The following is a 24,168-nucleotide window of genomic DNA, read 5'->3' as shown; positions in this document are numbered from 1 at the left end:
GTGGGCTTGGTTCGTTGACGGAGGAATCGTTCGGGCGCTGCTGCGCGGGGCGCCCTGCCCGTTCACGCAATCACCGCCGAGATGAAGTCCCGCGTGCGCGGGTGCGACGGTGCGGACAGCACCTGGTCGGGCGGGCCGCTCTCGACGATCCGACCGCCGTCCATGAACACGACGCGATCGGCCACCTCGCGCGCGAAGCCGAGCTCGTGCGTGACGACGATCATCGTCATCCCGCTCTTTGCGAGGTCGCGCATCACGGCCAACACTTCGCCGACGAGTTCGGGATCGAGCGCCGAGGTCGGTTCGTCGAACAGGATCAGTTGCGGATGCATTGCGAGCGCCCGCGCGATCGCGACGCGCTGCTGCTGGCCGCCCGACAGCTCGACCGGAAACGCGTCGCACTTGTGCGCGAGTCCGACGCGCGCGAGCAGCGCGCGTGCTTCCTCCTGCGCCTGCGCGCGGCGGCGCTTGAGCACCTGCACCGGGCCTTCGATCACGTTCTCGAGCGCGGTCTTGTGCGGGAACAGGTTGAAGCGCTGGAACACCATGCTCGTTGCTAGCCGCTGGCGTGCGACCTGACGCTCCGATAGCTCGTACAGCCGGTTGCCGTCACGCCGGTAGCCGGCGAGTTCGCCGTTGACCCACAGTGCGCCCGCGCTGATCGTCTCGAGCTGGTTGATGCAGCGCAGGAACGTGCTCTTGCCCGAGCCCGACGGCCCGATGATGCACAGCACTTCGCCCTGCGCGACGTCGAGCGTGATGCCATGCAGCGCCTGGAAGTCGCCGTACGACTTGCGCACGTCTACCGCGCGAACCACCGCGTTCGTCATGAGATTCTCCCGATGCTTGAGGGTCGTGCCGTTCATTTGCTGCCCGCCGAGCGGCCCGCGCCGCGCGCGAAGCGTCGTTCGACACGCGCCTGCGCGAGCGACAGTACGGTGACGACGGCGAGATACCAGATGCCGGCGACGATCAGCAGCTCGATCACACGCGCGTTCGCGTAGTAGATGTTCTGCGCGTTGTGCAGCATCTCCGCATACTGCACGACGCTCGCGAGCGACGTCAGCTTGACCATGCCGATCAGCTCGTTGCCGATCGGCGGCACGATCACGCGCATCGCCTGCGGCAGGATGATGCGGCGCAGCGCCTGCAGACGCGGCATGCCGATCGATTTCGCGGCCTCGTACTGGCCGGTGTCGACCGACAGCAGCCCGGCGCGCACGACTTCCGACGTATACGCGCCCTGGTTGATGCCGAGTCCGAGCAAGGCCGCGAGGAACGGCGTCATCACGTCGACGGTCCGGAATTCGGCGATGCCGGGGATGCCGAGCGTCGGGAATACCAGGGCGAGGTTGAACCACAACAGCAGCTGCAGGATGACCGGCGTGCCGCGGAACAGCCAGATATAACCCTGCGCGATCGCGCCGAGCACCGGGTTCGACGACAGTCGCATCACCGCGGTGACAACCCCGAGCACGATACCGAGCGTCATCGCGAGCACGGTCATCACGATCGTGTTGCCGAGCCCGGTCAGAATCGCGCGTGCGCTCAGGAACTGGCCGACGACGCGCCACTCGATCTGTCCGCGCGCGAATGCGACAGCTACGTAGGCGAGCGCGACGATGATCGCGATCGATGCGGCATAGCGGCCCCAGTAGCGCCGGCGCACGCGCACGAGGCCGGCGATCTCGTCGACCGCGGCGCCGTCGAGACGGCTCGAATCGGATGCACTCAGCATGATGGCCCCCGGTAGTCGGCCGCCCAGGCGGCCTGGCGTTCGAGCACGCTGCTCAGGCGGGCGATCTGTTCGCGCACGCGCGCGGGCGACGTGCCGCCCGCACCGGTGCGCGCGGCGACCGCCGCGTCGAGCGTCAGATGCGCGCGCACCGCCGGCGCGAGGCGCGCATCGACGGCCTGCAGCTGCTCCGTGCTCGCGTCGGCCAGCTCGATGCCGTCGCGCTCGCACGCGCGCACGAGCGCGCCGGTGATCTCGTGCGCTTCGCTGAACGGCACGCCCGTCAGGGCCAGCCAGTCCGCGACCTCGGTCGCGAGCGTGAAGCCGAGCGGCGCCTGGCGACGCATCTCGTCGACGTTCACGCGCATCGTGCGGATCATCCCCGCCATTGCCGGCAGCACGAGTTCGAGCGTGTCGATCGAGTCGAACGCGGCGCGCTTGTCTTCCGCAAGATCACGGTTGTACGCGAGGGGCAGCGACTTCAGCGTCGCGAGCAGGCCCGTCAGGTTGCCGATCAGGCGGCCGGCCTTGCCGCGCGTCAGCTCCGCGATGTCCGGGTTCTTCTTCTGCGGCATGATCGAGCTGCCCGTCGCGTAACCGTCGTCGAGGTCCACCCAGCGGAATTGCCGGGAGGCCCACAGAATCACCTCTTCCGACAGGCGCGACAGGTTCACGGCCAGCATGCTCGTGACGAACACGAACTCGGCGACGTGATCGCGCGCGGCGACCGCGTCGATCGAGTTCTCGCACGGCGCATCGTAGCCGAGCTCCTGCGCGGACAGCTCGGGCCGCACGCAGATGGCCGAACCCGCAAGCGCGGCCGCGCCGAGCGGCGAACGCGCGGTGCGGCGGTCCCAGTCGATCAGGCGGTCGGTGTCGCGATACAGCGACTGCGCATGCGCCAGCAGCTGATGGCCGAACACGATCGGCTGCGCGGGCTGCAGATGCGTGAAGCCGGCGGTCACGGTGTCGGCATGCCGGTTCGCCTGGCCGACCAGCGCGTCCTGCAGGTCGAGCACGCCGCGCACCAGCCGGCGCGCGTTGTCGCGCAGGTACAGGCGCAGGTCGTTCGCGGCCTGATCGTTGCGCGAACGTCCGGCACGCAGCTTGCCGCCGAGCGCCGGCAGCCGCTGCGTGAGCACGCGCTCGAGGAAGGTGTGCACGTCCTCGTCGGCAAGCGACGGTGCGATCGCGCCTGCCGCATAGTCGCGCGCCATGCCGTCCATCGCGGCCAGCAGCTGCGCGAGCTCGTCGTCGGTCACGATGCCGGCGCGGTTCAGTTCGCGCGCATGCGCCCGGGAGCCGGCCAGGTCGTACGGCACGAGGCGGTAGAAACTCGGATCGGAGCGGGACAGGTTCTGCAGCGCATCGGACGGCTGCGACTGGAAGCGGCCGCCCCACAGGCGCTCGATCGGTTCGGTAAGGCTCATTGCGGTCGACCTCGACTCGGTTGGATTGCCCCCACTGTAGGCATCCAATTTTTTTTGTTGTAGCGAGAAATTGAATCCGCTTAAATGAAATTTTTCTCAGCACCGTCGCCTTCGACGCGCCTGCCGATGCGCAACCGCCTGCCTCCGCTGAACCCGCTTCGCGCTTTCGAAGCCGCCGCCCGCCGCGGCAGCGTGTCGGCCGCCGCCGATGAACTGCACGTGACCGCGAGCGCGGTCAGTCACCAGATCCGCATTCTCGAAAGCACGCTCGGCGTCGAGCTTTTCGTCCGATCAAAGGCGCGCGTGAAGCTCACGCCCGAAGGCGAGGCGCTGCTGGAGCCGGTCGGCACCGCGTTCGACATGATCGCGAATGCGACCGTCAAGCTGGATTCACCGGCCGCCGTAGGCGATCTCGTCGTGTCGACGCCGCTGTCGCTGACGTCGCGCTGGCTCGCCCGCCACATCGGCGATTTTCTCGAGCGCTATCCGGGCATCCACCTGAAGGTGATTCCGTCGAACGACGACCGCGAGGTTTACTCGCCCGACGTCGACGTCTGCATCCGCTACGGCGAAGGCAACTGGCGCAACCAGCGCGTCGAGCTGCTCGCGCATCCGGCGCTGTTCCCGGTCGTGAGCCCCGCGTTGATGAACGGGCCCGAGGCGATCCGCAAGGTGCAGGATCTCGCGGGACGCACGCTGTTCTGCGAGCATGCGGGCTCGTGGATGCGCTGGCTGGCGGAGGCGAACGCCGACAAGCTGCCGGGCATCCGCATCCTGGAAATCGGCAACGCGCACATCGGCGTCGAAGCCGCGGTGCACGGGCAAGGCGTCGCGCTCGGCGACAGCCTGTCGGTGCGCGACGACCTGATCGACGGCACGCTCGTGCGGCCGTTCGGCGCAACGGTGCCGTCACGTCATGCGTACTACCTCGTCACGCGGCACGAACTGAGCGACACGCCGCTCGTGACCGCGTTCACGTCGTGGCTGCGCGCACGCCTTGCTTGACGCGGGCTCGCTTGCGGCCGGCCGGGACGTCACGAAACGAGGCTGGCGAAGTCGTCCCATACCATTACGATGTTCGGTGATCGCCAGATCGGCCCTGCATCGACATACTCGCCCGCGAACCTGCCCTTCATCGCCTGATAAAACGCGATTGCGGCCATGTTTCCCTTGACCACGCTCAATGCGGCGCCGGGATACCGCGATGCGTCCAGGTGCGTGGCGAGTCGTGCCAGCAACTGGCGGCCGATACCACGGCGCGCGAATTCGGGATCGACATAAAGAAACTTGATTTCGCCACGGCCGCCGAAGATCGGCTCCGATGGCGCACCGGCCGCTCCGATGCCGACGATTCGCCCATCGGTTTCCGCCACCAGCACCATCTGGTCGCGCTCGCCCGACGCCAGCTTCTCCCGCCACTTCCTGCCGCGATAGTGCTCGTCGAGGACGTCATGCGCTTGCCTCGGCGCGAGATCGCGATAGGTATGCCGCCAGACTTTGACGTGAAAATCGGCGATCGCCTGCGCATCGTCGAGCGTGGCGGGTCTGACGGATATTCCGGACATGGGGAACTCTCTCGGGCGGCGGGGCACACGCGGGCGCGGCGCTTCGGCAGATTGTCGGCGATCCGGGCGACGATGTCAGCACCCGGCGGTCGTGGTGCCCGTTCGGGCACCGCGACCGGTCAATGCGATGTGGTGCCTGCCGGCATCACGTAATCGCCGATCGAACCGCTGCCGCAAATATCGTTCGCCTCGCGGCCCCTATCGATCCCGATCGCGCCGCTGTGTCAACTATCCGAATAACCGAGGATCGAGCTTGAAAGGCTCTTTGCTGACCACTTTCACGCTCGGTCCAAAATCCGGATGAAGCGGGTTCAATAGCAGGTCGAAGTCGGTTGGACAGACCACCCCGAATCCCCCACGATATCAAGCCACCCCGGCAGACAAGGATTCCGGTTCTCTGTCGACCAGATCAACTGCTGCGCGATCATCGGCGCATCCTTCAACGGCCGGAACACCACGCCCGGCAGCGTAGCCTTGCCCATCGACTTCGGCACGAGCGCGACCCCCGCCCCTTCGTCGACGAGGCTCAGCACCGTCTGCTGCAACTGCACCTCGAACCGCACGTCGGGCACGAAGCCGTGCAGCCGGCAGGTTTCGACGATCGCCGCCCGCAGCCCCGGCGCCACCGCCTCGGCCGCCATCACGAACGGCTCGCCGGCAAGCCGCTCGATGCCGAGCCGCCGCGCCCGCGCCAGCGGATGGCCGGCCGGCAGCGCAATGCAGAGCGGTTCCTCGAACACCGTGCGCGAGTCGAGCTGCGGATGCGGCGTGCCGGCCAGTACGATCGCCGCATCGACCTCCATGCCGAGCACCAGCGGCGCGAGATCGTTCGACACGGTCTCGCGCAGGCTCAGCGCGACCTCCGGAAACGCGGCGCCGTAGGCGCGCGCATAGGCCGGCAGCACGCTGTAGGCAGAGCACATCGTGAAGCCGATCGTCAGTTGCCCGGCATTGCCGGCCGCCGCCGCGCGCGCATTGCGTTCGGCCTGCCGCACGGCCGCGAGAATCGCTTTCGCATCCTCGTAGAAGCGCTCGCCCGCGGCGGTCAGCACCACATTGCGCGGCGTGCGCTCGACCAGCGTCACGCCGAGCGACGCTTCGAGCGTCGCGAGCTGCCGGCTGAGCGGCGGCTGCGTCAGGTTGAGCCGCGCGGCGGCGCGGCCGAAATGTCGCGTTTCGGCGAGCGCGACGAAGTAACGAAGCGGCTTGACGTCGATCATGATGCAGAAAAGGTATCGTTGACGTATCCAATCGGCATTGGATTGTATCGCCAGAAACCCTTACGCTCTCGCCATCGTATCCGCCCCGCTATTGCTCCGATGGTCTCGACGTTCGGCATCCTGTTTCCCGTGTTCGCGCTGATCCTCGCCGGTTTCGCATGTCGCCGCTTCGGCGTGCTCGGGCCGACCGCCGCGTCCGAGCTCAACAAGTTCGTGGTCTGGCTCGCGCTGCCCGCACTGCTGTTCGACGTCATGGCGCATTCGACGTGGCAGCAACTCGATCAGTCGACGTTCATCGCGACGTTCTCGATCGCGTGCCTCGCCGTGTTCGTGCCGGTGCTGCTGGTCCAGCTCGCACGCGGCCGCCATCTCGCCGACGCAAGCGTCGATGCGATCGCGGCCGCCTATCCGAACACCGGCTATATCGGTTTCCCGCTCGGCATGCTCACGTTCGGCGCGGCGAGCCAGACGCCGACGACGATCGCGACGATCCTGGTTGCCTGCGTGCTGTTCGCACTCGCGATCGTGCTGATGGAGACCGGACTGCAGACGGAGCGCGCGCCGCATCGGCTGGGCGTGAAGGTGCTGGTCTCGCTCGCGAAGAATCCGCTGATCGTCGCGCCGCTCGCGGGCGTCGCGGTGTCGGCGGCGGGCGTGGTGCTGCCGGCCAGCGGCGAAACCTTCCTGAAACTGCTGGGCGGCGCAGCCAGCCCGTGCGCGCTCGTGAGCCTCGGCCTGTTTCTCGCCGAGTCGCGACCGTCAGGAACGGCCGGCCGCGCGAACCGCACGGCGCTCGCGCTCGTCGGCCTGAAGCTCGTGATCCAGCCCGCGCTGACCTGGTGGCTGGCGGTGCGCGTGTTTGCACTCGCGACGCCGCTCGCCGACATCGCCGTGCTGCTCGCCGCGCTGCCAACCGGCACCGGCCCGTTCATGCTCGCGGAGTTCTATCGGCGCGAGGCGGCCGTCACGTCGCGCACGATCCTGCTGTCGACGCTCGGCTCGCTGGTCACGCTGTCGATGCTGCTGGCGTGGACGCACACGCATGGCGCGTGAGCGGATGCGGCGCATCGCCGCCCGCATTCAGAACGGCAGCGTCACGTCCGGCTTCGCGGCCGTCAGCACGCGGCGGAAGTCGTCCTGGATGCGCTTGAGCCCGTCCTGCGTCTCCGCCTCGAAGCGCAGCACGACGACCGGCGTCGTGTTCGACGAACGCGCGAGACCGAAGCCGTCCGGATACTCGACACGCAGACCGTCGATCGTCACGACTTCGTCCGCGCCGTCGAACTTCGCTTCCTTCTGCAGCTTCTCGATCAGGCGGAAGTTCTCGCCTTCCTCGAGCTTCAGCTGCAGTTCCGGCGTGCTCATCGCATCGGGCAGCGCGTTCAGCACCGCGCTCGGATCGGCCGTCTTCGCGAGGATCTCGAGCAGGCGTGCGCCCGTGTAGAGGCCATCGTCGAAGCCGTACCAGCGATCCTTGAAGAACACGTGGCCGCTCATCTCGCCCGCGAGCGGCGCACCCGTCTCGCGCAGCTTCGCCTTCACCAGCGAGTGGCCCGTCTTCCACATCAGCGGCTCGCCGCCCTTCGACTTCACCCATTGCGCGAGGTGCCGCGTGCACTTCACGTCGTAGATGATCTGCGCGCCCGGGTTGCGCGACAGCACTTCCTCGGCGAACAGCATTAGCTGGCGGTCCGGATAGATGATCTGGCCGTCCTTCGTGACGACGCCCAGACGATCGCCGTCGCCGTCGAACGCGAAGCCGAGTTCGGCGTCCGTGTCCTTCAGCGCCTGGATCACGTCCTGCAGGTTTTCCGGGTGGGCCGGATCGGGGTGATGGTTCGGGAACGTGCCGTCGATGTCGGTGAAGCGCTCGACGAGCGTACAGCCGAGGGCCTTGAACAGGCGCGTCGCGAGCGGGCCCGCGACGCCGTTGCCGGCGTCGACCACGAGCTTCAGCGGCCGCGCGAGCTTGATGTCGCCGACGATGCGGTCGATGTACGCATCGGCCACGTCGTACTCTTCGTACGTGCCGCTGCCGCTCTCGAAGCGCTCGTCGACGATGCGGCGGTACAGCGCCTGGATCTGCTCGCCGTAGATCGCTGCGCCGCGCAGCACCATCTTGAAGCCGTTGTAGTCGGGCGGGTTGTGGCTGCCGGTGACGACGATGCACGAATCGACGCGGCGCTCGCCGCCTTTCAGCGCGAGCGGCACGCTCGCCGCGAAATAGCCGACCGGCGTGGGCACCATGCCGACGTCGACGACGTCGACGCCCGCCGCCCGCAGCCCGTCGGCGAGCGCGCCGACGAGTTCCGGCCCGGACAGGCGGCCGTCGCGCCCGACGACGACCGCGTCGCCGCCCTGCGCACGCACTTCGCTGCCGAACGCCCGGCCGATGCTGCGCGCCGTGTCGGCGTCGAGCGTCTTGCCGACCACGCCGCGAATGTCATATGCCTTGAAGATGGATTGGGAGATCATCGATTCTCTCTCGGTTCGTGCCGGGAAAATGCCCGCAGCACAGGTAATCGTGGACGGCGAAAGCGGCGCAGCGCGCGAACGGTCGGCCGCTACGCGGGCACGCTTGCCCGCGCCCCGAGCCGGCCGTGTCAGACCTTCAGGCGCGCCCCGGCGCGGCGCCGGCGCGAAACTCGCAAAACAGTTCGCCGCGATCGGCGAGTTCGTCGATTTGCGCCAGCGTGAGCGCGGCGATCGCGGATGCGGTTTTTTCCGTGATGCCGAGCTGCCGCATCGCTTCGTCCCGGTTGGTCAGGATCATCCACTTCGCCAGCATGAGATACGAGCGGTTGAATTCCGCGATCGCATCGGAGATATCGTCCTGTTCGGCCATGATCGTGTCTGTTCGGGCCGCGCCGCATGCGAGCCGCCCGTTTTGCGCGGCGGCGATCTTGCAGCGCCCCCGGGTTTTCGATGACACGACTCTACGTCCCGCGCCCGCTGACCGGCGGACAAAGCCTAGAAGAAATCCGCCAGGCCGGCGTCGCACGGAGCGCCGCCGTTCAGTTCGCATCGACCAGGTACGGCGACCCGAACGTGCGCGGCGGGAACGGCTGCATGCCGGCTTGCGGCGTGAAGCTGTAACGCAGATAAACCGCCGCGACCCACTCGCGATACTGGTACGCGTTGCCGAACGAGGCGGTCGCGCCGACCGCGAGCTGCGGCGCGACCTGATACTCGCCGCGCGCGGCCAGCGAATAGGCAATCCCCGTCTTGCTGCGCGCGGGATACACGGCGCCCGGGTCGAGCCCCGGCGTCTGGCTGCCGGCGGCATTCGCCGCGGCCTGCGCCTGCATGGCCGGATCGAGCGGGAAATACGGCACCGCGTTCTGCCGGTAATGCTGGACGCCGACCGAGCCGTTGACGTCGTATGTAAACGGTCCCGAGCGGCCCGCATACTCGATCGGCACGTTCAGGATCACATATTGCTGCGGGCTGAAATAGCCGCCCTGCCCGTACGTGAAATACGACTGGTTCCGGCTGAAACGCATCCATGTCGCATTGATGCCGAGCGTGAAGGTCTGGTCGGCATCGCGGAACAGCCGCGTATACGCGCCGCCGCTGCCCTTGCCGGCGAAGTTGCGTTCGACATGGTGCCCGTCGTAGTAGTCGAATGCGCCCTGCACATAGGCGCCGCTCGTGCCGTCGTCCCAGCTCAGCGCGCCGCGCACGCCGCTGCGCGTCACGCCGCCCCACTTGAGCCCGGCGCCCGCATCGCGTGCACCCGCGAACGACAGCAGGCTGTCGGTCACCGCGCGGCGCGTGACGGCCAGCGAATAGGCGGCGCGGTCCGTCATCGCGCCGCTGTAGCGCACGCCGCCGACCACGTCCTGATACGGAAAACCGACCGGCGTCGCGCCGATGTCGGCTTTCAGCTGCTTGCCTTCGTAGCCGACCGACAAGCCCACGCCGCTCGCCGTCTGCGAGCCCGGCGAACCGCCGGCGGCCGAGCGTGCAAGGCCGCCGCCGAAGCGCGCGAGCGTCGCCACGTCCGTACTCGCGTCGCCTTCGTCGAGCATGACGGGCGTCGCGGTCACGACGACGTGGCCGTTGCCCGCCTTGATGCGCCCTTCGAGCGGCGCCTCGATGTCGGTCAGCCCGGACAGCCCCGCTTCACCGGCTCGATTGCGAAACACGAGCCCGCCGCTGACGGTGCTCGCCTGCTCGCGATTCACCTGCGCAAGCTCGGATGCGACGTCGAGCATCTGCACGTCGGCGTTCGCCATCGCGGCGCGCGGCGCCGGTGCGCCCACTGCCGCGTTTTGCGCATAGCCGGCCGGCGGTTGCGGGAGATACGCGGGCAGCGCGCGGGACGGGTACGCCGGATCCGGCGGTGCTGCGTCGATCGCCTGCCCGTATCCGGACGCGCGGGCGGCTGTTCGTGTGCGCGCCGGGTTCGCGCCGCGACGCGCAGGCCGGGTCGGGCCGGCGGACGAGGCGCGCGGCCCCGCTTCCTGCCGCGATTGCGCGGCCAGCGCGGCGGGCGACATCGGCCACGGCGTCGCGACGTAGCCGGTCGCGCCGTCGTCGGCATCGGCGATCGATGCGTCGTATCCGGCGGCAGGCATCGCTTGCGGCGCCGGGGCCCGGTCGGACGCACTCGCCGAATAAGCCCGATACGAGCGCACCGGCGATGCGCGCCCCGCCCCCGTTCCGGCGACGGCTTCCTGCCCGTAACCGCCGGTATCGCGCGCCGCCGCCAGCGACGGCATGTCAGGCGGGATCGTGCGCGATTCCGGTGCAACGGCGGGTGTCGAATAAGTCGCGGGCAGCGCGGGCGGCATCGTATAGGGCACGGTCGGAACGGAAGATGACGGGGTGGACCACGAAAGGCCGCCCGGCGACGGCGTCGCGGCGCCCGGATCGGCCGGCGCGCGCGCAACGTCGACGGCGGTCTTGCCTTCGAACGGATTGGTGCCGGGCAACGGATTCGCGCCGATTCGCCGCATCGCATCGTCCCAGCTGCGCGGAACGTTCGTTTGCGCGCGGCCGCTGCGCACCGGCGGCGCATTGGCCGCCAGCAACGCGCGTTGAAGATACTGCGACGCCAGCGTCAGCTTGCCTTCCGCGCGATACAGGCGGCCGATCGCGGCCAGCAGCGCCGGATCGTCGGGGGCGAGGCGCAGCGCGCTCGCCGCGAACGCGTCGCCGTCGCGCCATGCCTTTGCGCCGCTCGCCGCGTAGATCGCGGCGATCAGCAGGCCCGCATCGTCCGGCCGGCGGGCCAGCGCGACCCGATAGCACTTCAGCGCGTTCGCGGCGTCGCCGGCCGACGTATACAGGCGCGCGAGCGCGGCCTGCAGGTCCGGACTGTCGGGCAGCGCGGCCAGCCACGGCGCGATCACGGTGTAGCCGCCGGCCAGATCGCCGCTCTGTCGCACCGCGTCGGCCTGGCGTACGACGATCTCGACGTTCAGCCGGTCGAAATCGCTGCGCTGGTCGGCAGACAACGACATCGCCGCGAGCCGCCGCATCGCGTCGCCGAGCAGCGCATCCTGGCGCGCGGCGAGCAGGATGCGCGCGTATTGCAGCAGCAGGCCGGCGTTGTCCGGTTCGCGTGCAAGCGCACGCTGCACGAGCCAGCGCGCGCGCGACGCGTCGCCGGCCGCCAGATAGCCCGCCGACAGCAAGCTCGCGAGCGACGGCGTCTCGAGCCCGATCCCTTCGGCATCGCGCAACACGCCGAGCGCCTGGGTGCGCCGGCCCTGCTGCGCCATCCGCGTCGCAAGCGCGACTTGCTGGCCGACCCACAGCCGGTGCTGCAACGCCGTCATCGCGGCAGTGCGCTGTGCGGCCGGAATGCGATCGAGCCGCTGCAGCCCGGTCGTCCGGTCCTGCGTCTGCTCGGCCAGCAGCGCGCTCGCATAAAGCGCGTCGGGCATGTCCGGGTGCTCCGCGAGCAGGCCGTCCATCATGCTGCGCGCCGACGCGACCGCACCTTGCCGGACATAGACGCGCGCGAGGTCCAGCCGCAACCACGGATCGTCGGGACTGCCGGCGAGCGCATCCTCGAACAGGCTGCGCGCCGCGCCCAGGTCGCCGCGCGCTTCCGCCTGCCTCGCCTGCGCGGCCTCGGCCGTGCGGCGCAGGCGGTCGAGGCCGCCGGCCCTCTGCTGCTGCTCGGCGGTCAGTTGCGTCGCAAACTGCAATGCGTCGTCGCCGCGCCCCTGCGCGGCGAGCGCGCCGACGAGCCCGCGCACCGCGTCCGGGTTGTCCGCCTGACGGCGCAGCGCCATCCGGTACGCCTGCTCGGCGCCGCGCGGATCGCGGTTCGCCAGCAGCGCATCGCCGAGCAGCACCTGGGCGGTGACGTTCGACGGATCGGTCAGGATCGCGCGCTCGAACAAGGTCTTCGCTTTCGCGAAGTCGCCGTTGCTTTGTGCGCCGAGCGCGTCGCTGGTGTCGGCCCAGTAGGTCGCGCTGACGAGCGCCGGGCGCCAGCGCGCGGCATTGCCATGCCGGGACGCGCGCTCCAGGTCGTTGCGTGCTTGCGCGAAGCGTTCCTGCTTCAGTTCGACGATGCCACGGCCGCCCAGCGCGTCCGCATCGTCCGGCGACTTGTCCAGCACGCTGTCGAAACGCGCGCGCGCCGCGTCGAGATCGCCGCGGTCGAGTGCGGCGAAGCCGTCCGCGATCTCGCGGCCCCGCGCCTCGTTTGCGGCATCCTGCCGATCGTGCTCGCGGCCGGCCTGATCCTGCCGCACCATGCCGTCGTAGCGCGCCTTGACGGCCGCATCGTCGGGCGCCTGTTTCAGATACGCGAGATAGCGCGCCTGATCCGACGGCCGCGCGGCGAGCCACAGCAGCGCCTGCCGCCAGCCCTGCCGGGCCTGCTCGCCGACTTTCGCGTCGCCGGACAGCTGCTCGAGCCGCGCGATGCCGTCGCGGCGCGTCGCATCGCGATAGGTCAGATGCTGCGCATACGCGAGCGCATAGCGCGGATCCTCGGGATTGTTCCGCGCGAGCTGTTCGAGGCCGCGCCGCGCTTCGTTCCATCCGCTGGGCGTCGCCGCCAGCGCCTGGTAGTACTCGAGCTGCAACGAAGGCGACGACGGCGCGCCCTGCAGCGCGCGCTGATACTGCTGCGCGGCCAGCGCGCTCTGTCCCGTGCGGGCCAGACGCCGCGCGTCGTCGATCGCGTCGTCCCGTGCGCTCGACTCGCCGACGCGCTGTCCCAGTTCGTCGATCCGCGGAAAACCGGGCGCGGTCCGACGCAACAGCTCCAGATAGCGCCGCGCGCCGGTCGTGTCCTTGCGATCGGCGAGCACCATGCCCATTCCGAACAGCGCGTCGGGCTGATGCGGGTCGACGCCCAGTACCTTGTTCCATGCCTGCGCCGCGAGGTCGCCGCGACCGTGCGCCTGCCAGTACTTGCCCTGGTCGACGAGTACCTTGAGCGGATCGCCGGTGGCGGCGGCCGCCGCATGAGGCAGCGCAAGCATCAGCAGGAGACTGGCGATGCCGCCGGCGCGCGTGGCGGCGAGCCTGCCTGTTCGTCGCACTCGCATGTCACTCCTTCAACCGGCGCGTCGCCTGCGCGCGCAGCAAACGATAGAAGATCGCCGCGACGACGAGCGCGGCGAGCACGCCGCCCAGCGCGAGCAGCAGCGGATGGGCCGACAGGACCCAGCGCAGGCGCTCGATCGGCGGCAGCGCGCCGACGTAGTACGGCGTGCCGTCCGACGTCACCGTGACCGTACGGTCGCGAATCGTCACCATGCCGCCCTGGATCGACGCGAGCATGTCGTCGTCGAGCAGCGCGCGGCCAAGCACGGTATCCGCCTGCCCCGACGCGCCGATCAGCGCGACCGCGCTGCGCGCGCGGCGCAGCGGCGACTCGAAGCCGGCGATCAGCGCGCCGCTGCCGTCGGTGACGACGGACAGGCTCGCGCGCGCCCGCTCGCGCTCGACGCCGGGCGTGCCGCGCCACCAGTCGCCGAGCCTGAGCACCAGGTCGCCGAGATCGAACCTGCCGCCGTTGCCGTTGCCATTCGCGGCAAACGGCATCCGCGCGGCCCATCGCTCGAGCAGCGGCTGCGTGTCGGGGGCGCCGAGGATCAGCAGGTCCTTGTTGGCGAATTCGCCGACGCCGGCCGCATCGGTGACCGTCACGCCGGTCGCCGGGTAGCCGGTCGACGCCCCCATGCGGCCCATCGCGAGCAGGTACAGGCTGTAGACGTCGGGCGTCGGCGCGGCGGGAAGCACGACCGCCGTGTCCGACAGGTCCGCCATGCGTGTAAACGGGAAGCCGCTGTTGGCGAAGGCGGCAAGGTCCGGCAGCGCCATGTAGTGCGGAAACGACGACACGTCGATGGTCGAATCCTGATCGATCGCGCCTTGCACGTTCTGCAGCAGGCGCCCCGTGCACTCGCCGGAATCCGGTATCTCGTAGAAGAAATTCAGCCGCAGCTGCGTGCGCGGCGTGAGCAGCGGCGGCGGCACGTGAAGCGTCGCGCGCGCGTTGCCGGCGCCGGCTTCGCTGGCCAGCGCGGCCGGCAGGTAGCGGCTCAGGCGCCAGCCCGGGGAGGCCTGGGCAGGAATCGGCAATGCGTCCACGAACGTGTCGCCGACGCTCACGTTGAGCGACGAGCGGTCGGCGCGCGGGCGCACCGTGTATCGATAGCGCAGGTCGATCGGCGCGCCGCGCGTATTCCACATGAACAGGTCGGGCGGCACGCGCAGGTCGATCCGCACGACGCCCGCGTCGTATCCGGACACGGCGAGCGCGCGCTCGCCGGCCAGCTCGCCGAACTTCACCGCGCGTGTCGACGACAGCCAGTTCGGCGCGTCGTACGGCACGCGCGGCGCGACGCGCAGCGCCCCGCTCACCACCGCGCGCGTGCCGGCGAGCGTGCTGCTGCCCAATGCCAACGCGATCGCGGCGGTCTTCACTTCGGCCGGCGTGCGGCCGAGGACGAGCAATACTTGGCCGTTCGCCGGGGCCTGCCGCGCGACGACGGCCAGCGTCGGGCCGTCGATCGCCGGCAGCGGCAATCCGTCCGGGCGCTCGTCGGCGGTCGCAAACACCACCGCGTTGCCGGATCCCGGCAGGCTGCCGATCCGGGCCGGGAACAGCGCGCCGCGATACGCGGCCAGCGCGCCGAACCACGATGCGGCGATGCCGGCCGCCTCCAGCGTGTCGCGCGACGGACCCGACGCGAACACGAAAGGCAGTTCGAGACGCCGCACGTCGCGACGATCGAAGAACGGTGCGGGCAGCGCGCCGAGATCCGGCCGCACGGGCAGCGACGCGTAGCGCAGGTCGAGCCGGCTCGCGTTGCTGACGGTCGCCCACAGCGACGAGCTCGCCGGATTCTCGCAGCGACGCGTGTAATGGCCGATCAGCTGCAGGTTCAGGTGGTTGTATTCGGTGACGAAGCGCGGATCGATCGGCACGTCGCGCGCGACGGTCATCCCGGCCTGATCCTGCGGCAACGGCAGCGTCGCGGCCACTTCGCCGTTGACGAGCACCTTGAGCTGGGACAGATCGGGCAGCAGCGCGGGCGAATAGCTGTAGACCAGATGCAGCACGGCGCCCGTGACGACTTCGTCGCTGCGGACCGAGAACGCGACGCCGTTCTGCGCGTCGGTGCCGTGCAGCTGAAGCGGGTCGCGCGCGCCGAGATCGGCGAACGTCAGCGCCTGTCGTCGGCCGCCGGACACGAGCGCGCCGGGCTCGGCCGTGGTCGGCGTGCGGGCGAACGGGCGGCGTTCGTCGGCGGCCGGCACTTTCTCCGCGAGCCGCGGCGGCTGCGCGGCGACGGGGCCGAGCGGGATGGCCGGCGACGGCGGCGGCACGTCGCCCGATGCGGTCGCGACATCCGTTGCATGCCGGTCCGCCAATGCATGCACGGCCGGTTCCGATGCCGGTGCGCCGTGCGCAACGCCGCCCGCGAGCGCCGCCCAGAGCACGAGCGGCAGCAGCCGGCGCGCGCGCCGGACAGCAGGTACGACTGCGTTATGCCGCGATGCGCACGCGTGCCCGCGCGCGATGCCGCGTTGTCGCGGCTTCCACGTTGTGTTGTCGGCCATCATGTCATTTTTCTGTTGTTGCGTTGGCCGTATCGTCATCGTGACGGCGGACGCGCCGCCATGCGCGCAGGTCGGCGTACAGACGCGACACGAATCGCCGGAATCCCCGCAGGCTGACCTGCAGAACATGCAGGAACGCGCGCGGCGGCGAGTCGGGACGCCGGCCGGCGCCCCAGTCGATCCATGCGTCCGCGCGCGCGAAGGTCGAGCTGACGAGCTCGAACTCCTGGCGCTGCGACAGGTTGTCGAACCGCATGCCGACGCGCCCGCGCTCGACATATTCGATCGTGCCGGGAAACGCGTACTCGTCGACGCCTGTGAACAGCGACACGGTCACCGCTTCGCCGAGCGGAATGCCGACGTCGTCGGGCACGATCACGCCGATGCCGCCTTCCGAATAGTCGCGGGTCTCGCACGCGAGCGTCCGGCCGTTCGCAAACCGCAGCATGACCGGAATCGACGCTTCGACGCGATGCGCGACGCGCACCTGGCGACGCTCGTTCGCCGCCGACACGGCGACGCCGAGGATCAGGATGTTGTAGGCCGTCCATGCGAGGTTGAAGGCCGTCGTCTGCGCTTCGCTGCCGCCGTGCCGGCTGAGCGCGATATGCGCGATGCCCGCGGCCGCGCCGACGAGGTTCAGCACCATCAGGCTCAGGTATGGCTTGGAAATGGCCCAGTCGAAGTAGCCCTTGTCGATGCGTTCGCCCTTGGCCGTCACGTTGAACTTGCCGAGCCGCGGATTGATCAGCGCGAGCAGCGTCGGCAACGCGATGTACGACGCCAGCACCGACTCGTAGACTTCCGCCCAGAACGAATGCCTGAACCAGCGCTGCATGCGCGAGTTCGTCACGTTCGCGTGCAGCACGTGCGGCAGCGCATAGAGCGCCAGCGTCGTCGCGGAAGCGTGGATCACATGGGCGTTGAAGAACAGGAACGACAGCGGCGCGGTCAGGAACACGAGTCGCGGAACACCGTAGAAGAAATGCATCATCGCGTTCAGGTAGCAGAGCCGCTGGCCCAGTGTCAGGCCGCGCCCGAGCAGCGGGTTGTCGATCCGGAAGATCTGCGTCATGCCGCGCGCCCAGCGGATGCGCTGGCCGATGTGCCCCGTCAGGTTCTCGGTGGCGAGCCCGGCCGCCTGCGGAATCGACAGATAGGCCGTCGTATGACCGCGGCGATGCAGCTTGAGCGCGGTATGCGCATCCTCGGTCACGGTCTCGGTCGCGATGCCGCCGATCTCCTCGACCATCGAGCGCCGCAGCAGCGCGCACGAGCCGCAGAAGAACGTCGCATTCCACAGGTCGTTGCCGTCCTGCACGAGGCCGTAGAACAGCTCGCCCTCGTTCGGCACCTCCCTGAAGATGCCGAGGTTGCGCTCGAACGGATCGGGCGAGAAGAAATGATGCGGCGTCTGCAGCATCGACAGTTTCGGATCGCGCAGGAACCAGCCGAGGCCGATCTGCAGGAACGAGCGCGTCGGCACGTGATCGCAGTCGAAGATCGCGAAGTATTCGCCGTGCGTGATCTTCAGCGCTTCGTTGAGATTGCCGGCCTTCGCATCGCGATTGTGGTCGCGCGTCGTCCAGTGCACGCCGACCGATTCGCAGAACGCCCTGAATTCGTCGCGCCGTCCGTCGTCGAGCACGTGGATCGACAGCTTGTCGGCCGGATAGTCGAGTGCGAGCGCCGCGTAAACGGTCGGCTTGACGACCGCGAGCGGCTCGTTGTACGTCGGAATGAACACGTCGACGGTCGGCCAGTCGTTGCGCGACACGGGCAGCGGCAGCGGCTTGCGCCCGAGCGGCCATGCCGTCTGGAAATAGCCGAGCAGCAGGACCGCCGCCGCATATACCTCGGCCGTCACGAGCAGCGTGCCCCACGCCGCGTCGAGCGGATGCGACCACACCAGCGTGGTGCCGAGTCTCCAGACCATGTAGCGGCCGGTGGCCACGACCGACAGCACGATCATGACGAGCATCGCGTAACGCCCGGCGACGCGCCGGAACACCAGCGCAGATGCGATGCAGCAGGTCGCGAACGCGAGCTGCTCGATATCGTCGAGCGGGACGGTGCACACGAAATAGAGTGCGACGAGCGCGAACGCGCCGAGCGGCAGCATCAGCGCGCGGCCGGGCGCCGGCAGCGCGTCGATGAAGCGGTCGAGCGTCGGCGCGCGCGGCGTGTCGGCAGGCGCGGTCATGCGACGCTCCGCGTCGCGCCGCGCACGTCGATCGCGCGGACCAGCCACGCGCCGCACGCATTCAGGTCGGCCGCGGCCTGCGAGCGCGGGTCGTAGCGCAGCACGGTCGTGCGGCACGCGAGCGATTCCGGGACGCCCTGATCCGCGTGAATCACGCCGGCGAATCGTTGCCTGCCCAGCCGGTCGCACAGCACCCGAAGCACGTCGCGCGCCAGTTCGCGCGACTGGTCGACCTGGTTGACGACATAGCCTTCGCCGACGAAATCCGTGCGGGGCGTCGCATAGGTGTCGATCATCCGCTGCATCTGCGGGATCGTCGCATACGACGCGGCGTCGGCGAGCACGACGTTGAGCACGAAATGCGCGGCCGTCAGCGCCGCGCGCATGTAGACCGACGTGCCGGGCGGCGTGTCGACGATCACGATGTCGTCGTCGGCCAGGCCGAGCGACGCGAGCGCGTGCGCGAACCACGACGGGTCGCGGTCGAGCAGGCGCTCGAAGCGACGCTGCTCCGCTTCGTCGACGACGCCGAACGGCAGCACCTTCATCCCGTCTGCGACGACGGACGGCCAGCTTCGCTCGTCGAGCGCCGCGTCCGCGAGACCGTCGTGCATGTCGGGCGGCACGCCGAAATGCAGCTTCAGCGCGTTCTGCGGATCGAGATCGACGACGGCGACCTGCCGCCGCCCCGTCGCCGCGATCGAGGACGCGAGGTTGGCCGCCAGCATCGTCTTTCCGACGCCGCCCTTTGCCGAAACAATGGCGACGATCTTCATGGACGAATCGTCCGCGCCGCGAGCTCGGCGCTCACGCCCTCTTCAGGCGCTTCGGCGCGCAACCGGTCGAACACGCGAAGCAGCGGCTCCGACGGGTCCGGTGTGCGCGTCGCGTCCGGCGCTGCCGGCTTGCCGACCAGTTTTTTCAACAGGCCGGAGGACCGTTCCGTATTGCCGGAGCGACGGACGTGTTCCGTGGTCGCGCGTGCTTCGAACCGGGTCCGCTCGCCGCCCGACGACGCAGGCCGCGTCTGTTCCGGCGGCGCGCCGTCGGCCAGTTCGACGAGACCGAGCAACGGCCAGCGCGTGCGCGCCCGCTCGGCGTCCGCTTCCGCGCGGATCTCTTGATAGCGCTCGGCGTCGCCGCCAAAACGCTTGAACAGCGATTCGATATCGGATGAGGTCGGCATGGCGTGCTCGTTCGTTGTCGTGCAGAGGTCGGCGAGTCAGGCCGGTCGGTTCGTTGCTCGCGCGATACGCAGTTCGATCCTCGCGTCGTCTTCGACGGACGCCTCCTGCGCCACGCGCAAGCCCACCGCGCCGACGCTGTCGAACCAGCACTGGTAGGCGCCCTGCAGAAAGGCCGTCGACCATGCCAGATTTCCGCTGCCAAGCGCACGCAGCGGCGCCGCATAGTGGGTGATGCGAAGGAAATCGCGTTCGTCGGAAAGTTCGGCGTAGCCCCACTGCGCTTCGCGCCACCGCGCGTTCAGCGCCATTGCCAGGTCGCGCGTCGACTCGCATGACGGGAGCGGATGTGCGGCCGCGAAGCGCGCGCCGACGCGCGCCATCAGTTGACGCAACTCGTCGTGGTCGAGCTGATCGACAAACTCGCCGGCCAATGCTTCGAGGAATCCGCGCCATTGAGGCGACACCTGGCGCTCGAGCAAATGCTCCAGAACATCTTGCAACGGACGTGCTCCCCGGTGAGAAATGAACGGCGCGCCCCCAAACGGCGCTGACCGGCAACCGGCGTCCCGCATCGCGCACGTCCTGTGCGGGTATCGTCCTGATCGCGTTTCCGGGAATCGTATCGAATCGAAGTCGGCGAATGTGACCCGACATCTAGTCGAAAAACGCCAAGCTGATTGACATGGATCAAACGAACGGCTCGGCGGGGTCGGCGGGCGATCGTCGCGGATCGACCGATATGGCGGGCAGTTGCATCGCCGACCGATGCGCGCCACCAGCATCGCACGAAGCGATCGCTGCAGCGGGCGCGTCATCGAGATGAAGTGCGAACGGCGTTCGCGCGTACCGCGGCGTCCGGCTATGCCGCGCGCATCGCATCCGCGCGCCAGAAATCGCCGTCGGCGCCGAAAATCTTGCTGCGCCACCGCGTGCCGTCCCAATACACGGGGAATCCGCATGGATTGCCGGGCCAACGGCCTTCGCACCACATCGGTTCGGCGGGCGGGACGGTGCAAGGAAACCAGGCTCCGTCACGGAGGGGGCGCTGCTGCTCGGAAATTGTCGTTTTCATGGCGTCGGCGGTGTGGATTAAGTCTCAAAGGCGACACTATCAACCTTCTTTTTTGCAATTGCATTGCGATCGTAAATAATATTTGGTTGGACGCTTATTCATCTTTCATGCATGACAAGCGCACATGCGACGCGAACGCGGCCGCCAGCCCTTGTTTGCGCTTATGCGCGGGCCGGAACGACTTCCTCGCGCAGGTCGCACAGCGGCTCGCTGCGGCTCGCCAGTTCCTCGATCTGATCCGGTGTCAGCGCGATGATCCATGCCGCCATCCGGTTCGAGATGCCCAGCTCGCGCGCAGCGACCTCGCGGTCGATCTGCAGCATCTGTTGCACGAGGCCGAGGTATGTGAGGTTGAGCGCTTCGATCGCGCCGAAAATATCGTCCTGTTCCGCCATGACCCCTCCTGATTGAACGGCCGTCGAGCGCGATGCGTCGCGCCGGTGCGTCGTCGGCACGCTCGTGGTTTCCGGGTTCCGAAGCTCACCCTATGCCTGTCAATAACGTCGTCGCCGACAAACGCAAGATGAAATCCGCCATGCGCTACCTGTCATCGGGCTGTCGGATTCATCCAGGATTCAGTCGCCGCCATACGCGCGATTGATCCTAGGATTTCCCCAATTGCACGCATGCCGGCCATCGAATGGCGTTCCGTGTCGCGCCGAACGCTTCGGTGTGCGGCGAAACCCGATGTTGTCCGTTCTTCATCTCGAACCCATGGAACCACCGCTATGTTGAAAGTGACGAAAGCCGTATTTCCGGTCGCCGGGCTGGGCACACGCTTCCTGCCAGCCACCAAGGCGAGCCCGAAGGAGATGCTGCCGGTCGTGGACAAACCGTTGATCCAGTATGCGGTCGAGGAAGCGATTGAGGCGGGCATTACCGAGATGATCTTCGTGACCGGGCGCAGCAAGCGCGCGATCGAGGATCACTTCGACAAGTCGTACGAGATCGAGGCCGAACTCGAGGCGCGCGGCAAGGAGAAACTGCTTTCGCTGGTGCGCAGCATCAAGCCGAGCCATGTCGATTGCTTCTACGTGCGCCAGGCCGAAGCGCTCGGCCTCGGCCATGCCGTGATGTGCGCCGAGAAACTCGTCGGTGACAATCCGTTCGCGGTGATCCTCGCCGACGATCTGCTCGACGGCCCGACACCGGTGCTGCGCCAGATGATCAACGTATTCGACCACTATCACGCGTCGGTCATCGGCGTCGAGGAAATCGCCGCGGAAGACTCGAGGTCGTATGGCGTGATCGACGGCAAGCGCTGGGAAGACGATCTGTTCAAGCTGTCGGGCATCGTCGAGAAGCCCGAGCCGGCGAAAGCGCCGTCGAATTTCGGTGTCGTCGGCCGCTATGTGCTGAAGCCGAAGATCTTCACGCATCTTCGCGGACTGAAGCCCGGCGCCGGCGGTGAATTGCAGCTGACCGACGCGATCCAGTCGCTGCTCTCCGACGAACAGGTGCTCGCATACCGATACGACGGCACGCGCTTCGATTGCGGCAGCAAGCTCGGCTACCTGAAGGCGACGGTCGAATTCGCGCTGCGCCATCCGGAAGTCGCGGCGGACTTCGAGCAGTACCTGGTCGCGCGCATGGCGGAGCAGCTCGTCGCGTGACGACGCTCGCGCATCCCGGGGCTGCATGAAGCGCCGCGCAGCCGCGTTCGCGCGGCGCGCATTTGACGTGAAGGTTTCGACCAACGGGGTCCGGGATGTGGCTCGCCATCGGCAACCTCGGCGACGCGGCGCTGACGTTGCCGCTCGCCGCCGTCTGTTTCGCGTGGCTCACGCGCTCGCTGTACGGCTGGCGCATCGCGCTGTGGTGGCTGATGCTGAGCGCCGCCGCGATGCTGCTGGTCGGGCTCACCAAGGTTCTGTATGCCGGCTGCGGAGTGGAGATTCGCTCGCTCGATTTCCGCGTGATCAGCGGCCACACGATGCTTGCCGCCACCGTGTGGCCCATGGCGTGCCTGCTGTTGCTGCACGACGGATGGCACGTTCATACCGGTCCGGCGCTGTTTCCCGGGTTTGCGCTCGCCGCGACGATCGGCGTCGCGCGCGTACACGTCGATGCGCATACCGCGTCCGAAGTGATCGCGGGCTGGATGCTCGGCGTGCTCGTCACGATGCTGCTGCTGAAGCGGTGGAAGGATGCGCCGATTCTGCCGCCGTGGCTGCGCCCGCTGGCGGCTTGTTCCGTGCTGGTGGCATCCGGGATCGCGTACGGACATCATGCGCCGATTCAGGCGGCGATCGACAGGTATTCGTGGTTTCTGTGCGCGCGTCATTTCTGAGCGAAATGCGCATCTTCCGGTGCGGCACTCGCGACCGATGATTGGCGGTACGGATCAATATTCTGTCGGCCTTGCGCGATGGGCATTGCCGACAATGCGCGTGTCATGCACTGCACCATTTTCCCTTCTCTCGCTGGAAGCCGATGAAGATTCTCGTCTACGGCATCAACTACGCCCCGGAGCTGACCGGCATCGGCAAGTACACCGCCGAGATGGCGGAAACGCTCGCCGAAAAAGGCCATTCGGTGCGAGTCGTATGTGCGCCGCCGTACTACCCGGAATGGCGCATCGCCAGCGGATACCCGGCCCTGCGCTATTCGACCGAACAGCGCGGCGGCGTCGCGCTGTGGCGCGCACCGCTGTGGGTGCCGTCGCGGCCGAGCGGCGTGCGGCGCATCGTGCACCTCGCGAGCTTTGCGATATCCAGCCTGCCGCTGATGCTGCGGCACGCGCTGTGGCGGCCCGACGTCGTCATCTGCATCGCGCCGAGCCTGTTGAATGCGCCCGCGGGATGGCTCGTCGCGCGGCTGACCGGTGCGCACGCGTGGATTCACATCCAGGACTACGAGGTCGATGCGGCGTTCAACCTCGGCATGCTGAAAGGCTCGCTGCTGAAGCGCGCGGTGCTCGCCCTCGAGCGCGGGTTGCTGAAACGCTTCGATACCGTGTCGACGATCTCGGGAAAGATGATCGAGCATGCGACGCGCAAGGGCATCGATACGCACCGGCTCGTGCACTTCGCGAACTGGGCGGATACGCACTCGATTTATCCGCTGAAGCGGCCGAGCGAGTTGCGGGCCACGCTGTCCATCTCGCCGAACGCGGTCGTGGTGCTCTATTCCGGCAACATGGGGGCGAAGCAAGGACTGGAGATTCTGGCCGGCGCGGCGCAGCGACTCGTGTCGCGCGACAACCTGGTGTTCGTCTTCTGCGGCAACGGCCCCGCGCGCGACGACCTCATCGCGCGCTGCGGCGGGCTCGGCAACTGCCGGTTCATGGAGCTGCAGCCCGTCAGCCGGCTCAACGAGCTGCTGAACCTCGCAGACATCCACGTCCTTCCGCAACGCGCCGATGCAGCCGATCTCGTGATGCCGTCGAAGCTGACCGGGATGTTCGCGAGCGGCCGCGCGGTGATCGCGATGGCCAGCCCGGGGACGGAGCTGCATGATGTGGTGGCGCAGCGCGGCGTGGTGGTGCCGCCGGGCAATCCCGATGCGCTTGCGTCGGCGATCGATGCGCTGGCGGGGGATGGGGGGGAGCGGGTGCGGCTCGGCCAGGCCGGACGCACGTTCGCCGAGGCCGTCCTGTCGCGCGATGCAGTGCTGAACGAATTCGACACCCGGCTGCAGGCGCTGCGTACCACGCGATCCACCACCAACGTGTCCGGCGCACAGCATCCGGATTTCTGAAACCGCAATCGAT

Annotated in this window: 19 protein-coding genes and 1 pseudogene; 5 read left to right on the top strand and 15 right to left on the bottom strand. The window is 68.4% G+C overall.

The features are described from left to right. Positions 1-62: 62 nt before the first annotated feature. Genes WS57_RS16465 through argH form a run of 3 tightly spaced genes read right to left on the bottom strand, consistent with a single transcriptional unit; the run spans position 63 to position 3,165 of the window. Positions 63-866, bottom strand: a complete 804-nt coding sequence (locus WS57_RS16465; protein ID WP_081337634.1) for an amino acid ABC transporter ATP-binding protein — start codon at positions 864-866, stop codon at positions 63-65. Further along, entirely contained in the window at positions 863-1,738 is an 876-nt protein-coding gene (locus WS57_RS16460) for an amino acid ABC transporter permease (RefSeq protein ID WP_059516799.1), read from the bottom strand. Before WS57_RS16460 ends, WS57_RS16465 begins: the two co-directional genes overlap by 4 nt. Beyond that, positions 1,732-3,165: an argininosuccinate lyase gene (argH, locus tag WS57_RS16455; RefSeq protein WP_069244550.1), complete on the bottom strand. Its 1,434-nt coding sequence runs from the start codon at positions 3,163-3,165 to the stop codon at positions 1,732-1,734. The genes WS57_RS16460 and argH overlap by 7 nt, the downstream gene beginning before the upstream one ends. Before the next feature lie 126 nt (positions 3,166-3,291). On the opposite strand from argH, the gene gcvA reads away from it, so the two are divergent. After that, positions 3,292-4,170 carry a transcriptional regulator GcvA gene (gene gcvA, locus WS57_RS16450; protein WP_009688103.1) on the top strand — a complete coding sequence of 293 codons (879 nt, stop codon included), beginning with the start codon at positions 3,292-3,294 and terminating at the stop codon, positions 4,168-4,170. Positions 4,171-4,199: 29 nt separating this feature from the next. Here gcvA and WS57_RS16445 read toward each other — a convergent pair whose 3' ends face one another. The 3 genes and pseudogenes from WS57_RS16445 to WS57_RS16440 all read right to left on the bottom strand — a co-directional run bounded on the left by WS57_RS16445 (position 4,200) and on the right by WS57_RS16440 (position 5,950). Then, complete coding sequence (locus tag WS57_RS16445) at positions 4,200-4,730, bottom strand: GNAT family N-acetyltransferase (RefSeq protein WP_059516796.1); 531 nt, start codon at positions 4,728-4,730, stop codon at positions 4,200-4,202. 228 nt (positions 4,731-4,958) lie between these two features. Then, positions 4,959-5,075 (bottom strand): annotated as a pseudogene (locus tag WS57_RS38050) (RES domain-containing protein); the annotation flags it as partial. Then, positions 5,042-5,950: a LysR substrate-binding domain-containing protein gene (locus WS57_RS16440; protein ID WP_009688105.1), complete on the bottom strand. Its 909-nt coding sequence runs from the start codon at positions 5,948-5,950 to the stop codon at positions 5,042-5,044. The pseudogene WS57_RS38050 and the gene WS57_RS16440, both read right to left, overlap by 34 nt. Before the next feature lie 99 nt (positions 5,951-6,049). Here WS57_RS16440 and WS57_RS16435 point away from each other — a divergent pair, with 99 nt between their 5' ends. Further along, complete coding sequence (locus WS57_RS16435) at positions 6,050-7,003, top strand: AEC family transporter (RefSeq protein WP_009688106.1); 954 nt, start codon at positions 6,050-6,052, stop codon at positions 7,001-7,003. Positions 7,004-7,030: 27 nt separating this feature from the next. On the opposite strand, the gene WS57_RS16430 is transcribed toward WS57_RS16435, so the two are convergent. The 9 genes from WS57_RS16430 to WS57_RS16390 all read right to left on the bottom strand — a co-directional run bounded on the left by WS57_RS16430 (position 7,031) and on the right by WS57_RS16390 (position 20,851). Continuing rightward, the gene (locus tag WS57_RS16430; RefSeq protein ID WP_069244549.1) at positions 7,031-8,425 is read right to left on the bottom strand and encodes a phosphomannomutase/phosphoglucomutase; all 1,395 of its coding nucleotides are present in this window, start codon (positions 8,423-8,425) and stop codon (positions 7,031-7,033) included. A 136-nt stretch (positions 8,426-8,561) separates the two neighbouring features. Then, a complete protein-coding gene (locus tag WS57_RS38045) occupies positions 8,562-8,975 on the bottom strand; it encodes a flagellar transcriptional regulator FlhD (RefSeq protein WP_230945455.1) in 414 nt (137 codons plus the stop codon). After that, positions 8,965-13,470, bottom strand: coding sequence for a cellulose biosynthesis protein BcsC (locus WS57_RS16420; RefSeq protein WP_069244548.1), 4,506 nt, complete (start codon positions 13,468-13,470; stop codon positions 8,965-8,967). The genes WS57_RS38045 and WS57_RS16420 overlap by 11 nt, the downstream gene beginning before the upstream one ends. A 1-nt stretch (position 13,471) precedes the next feature. Then, positions 13,472-15,994, bottom strand: coding sequence for a cellulose biosynthesis cyclic di-GMP-binding regulatory protein BcsB (gene bcsB, locus WS57_RS16415; RefSeq protein ID WP_081337694.1), 2,523 nt, complete (start codon positions 15,992-15,994; stop codon positions 13,472-13,474). A 4-nt stretch (positions 15,995-15,998) separates the two neighbouring features. Then, positions 15,999-18,197, bottom strand: coding sequence for a UDP-forming cellulose synthase catalytic subunit (bcsA, locus tag WS57_RS16410; protein WP_059519300.1), 2,199 nt, complete (start codon positions 18,195-18,197; stop codon positions 15,999-16,001). Then, on the bottom strand, positions 18,194-18,973 hold the full coding sequence (bcsQ, locus tag WS57_RS16405) for a cellulose biosynthesis protein BcsQ (RefSeq protein ID WP_009689709.1): 780 nt from the start codon (positions 18,971-18,973) through the stop codon (positions 18,194-18,196). Before bcsQ ends, bcsA begins: the two co-directional genes overlap by 4 nt. Next, the gene (gene bcsP, locus WS57_RS16400; protein ID WP_059519302.1) at positions 18,970-19,383 is read right to left on the bottom strand and encodes a cellulose biosynthesis protein BcsP; all 414 of its coding nucleotides are present in this window, start codon (positions 19,381-19,383) and stop codon (positions 18,970-18,972) included. Before bcsP ends, bcsQ begins: the two co-directional genes overlap by 4 nt. A gap of 36 nt (positions 19,384-19,419) precedes the next feature. Next, positions 19,420-19,884 (bottom strand): cellulose biosynthesis protein BcsD, encoded by a 465-nt coding sequence (gene bcsD / locus WS57_RS16395; protein WP_038454630.1) that lies wholly within the window; start codon positions 19,882-19,884, stop codon positions 19,420-19,422. A gap of 733 nt (positions 19,885-20,617) precedes the next feature. Further along, complete coding sequence (locus WS57_RS16390; RefSeq protein WP_009689712.1) at positions 20,618-20,851, bottom strand: flagellar transcriptional regulator FlhD; 234 nt, start codon at positions 20,849-20,851, stop codon at positions 20,618-20,620. A gap of 333 nt (positions 20,852-21,184) precedes the next feature. Here WS57_RS16390 and galU point away from each other — a divergent pair, with 333 nt between their 5' ends. From galU to WS57_RS16375, 3 genes are all read left to right on the top strand, one after another. Continuing rightward, entirely contained in the window at positions 21,185-22,069 is an 885-nt protein-coding gene (galU, locus tag WS57_RS16385) for a UTP--glucose-1-phosphate uridylyltransferase GalU (protein WP_009689713.1), read from the top strand. Positions 22,070-22,164: 95 nt separating this feature from the next. Beyond that, a complete protein-coding gene (locus tag WS57_RS16380; RefSeq protein ID WP_009689714.1) occupies positions 22,165-22,746 on the top strand; it encodes a phosphatase PAP2 family protein in 582 nt (193 codons plus the stop codon). Between the two features lie 143 nt (positions 22,747-22,889). After that, the gene (locus WS57_RS16375; protein WP_009689715.1) at positions 22,890-24,155 is read left to right on the top strand and encodes a glycosyltransferase WbuB; all 1,266 of its coding nucleotides are present in this window, start codon (positions 22,890-22,892) and stop codon (positions 24,153-24,155) included. Positions 24,156-24,168 lie beyond the last annotated feature (13 nt).

Source organism: Burkholderia pseudomultivorans, from assembly GCF_001718415.1.
Lineage (GTDB): Bacteria > Pseudomonadota > Gammaproteobacteria > Burkholderiales > Burkholderiaceae > Burkholderia > Burkholderia pseudomultivorans_A.
This window is presented reverse-complemented; position numbering and strand designations above follow the sequence as displayed.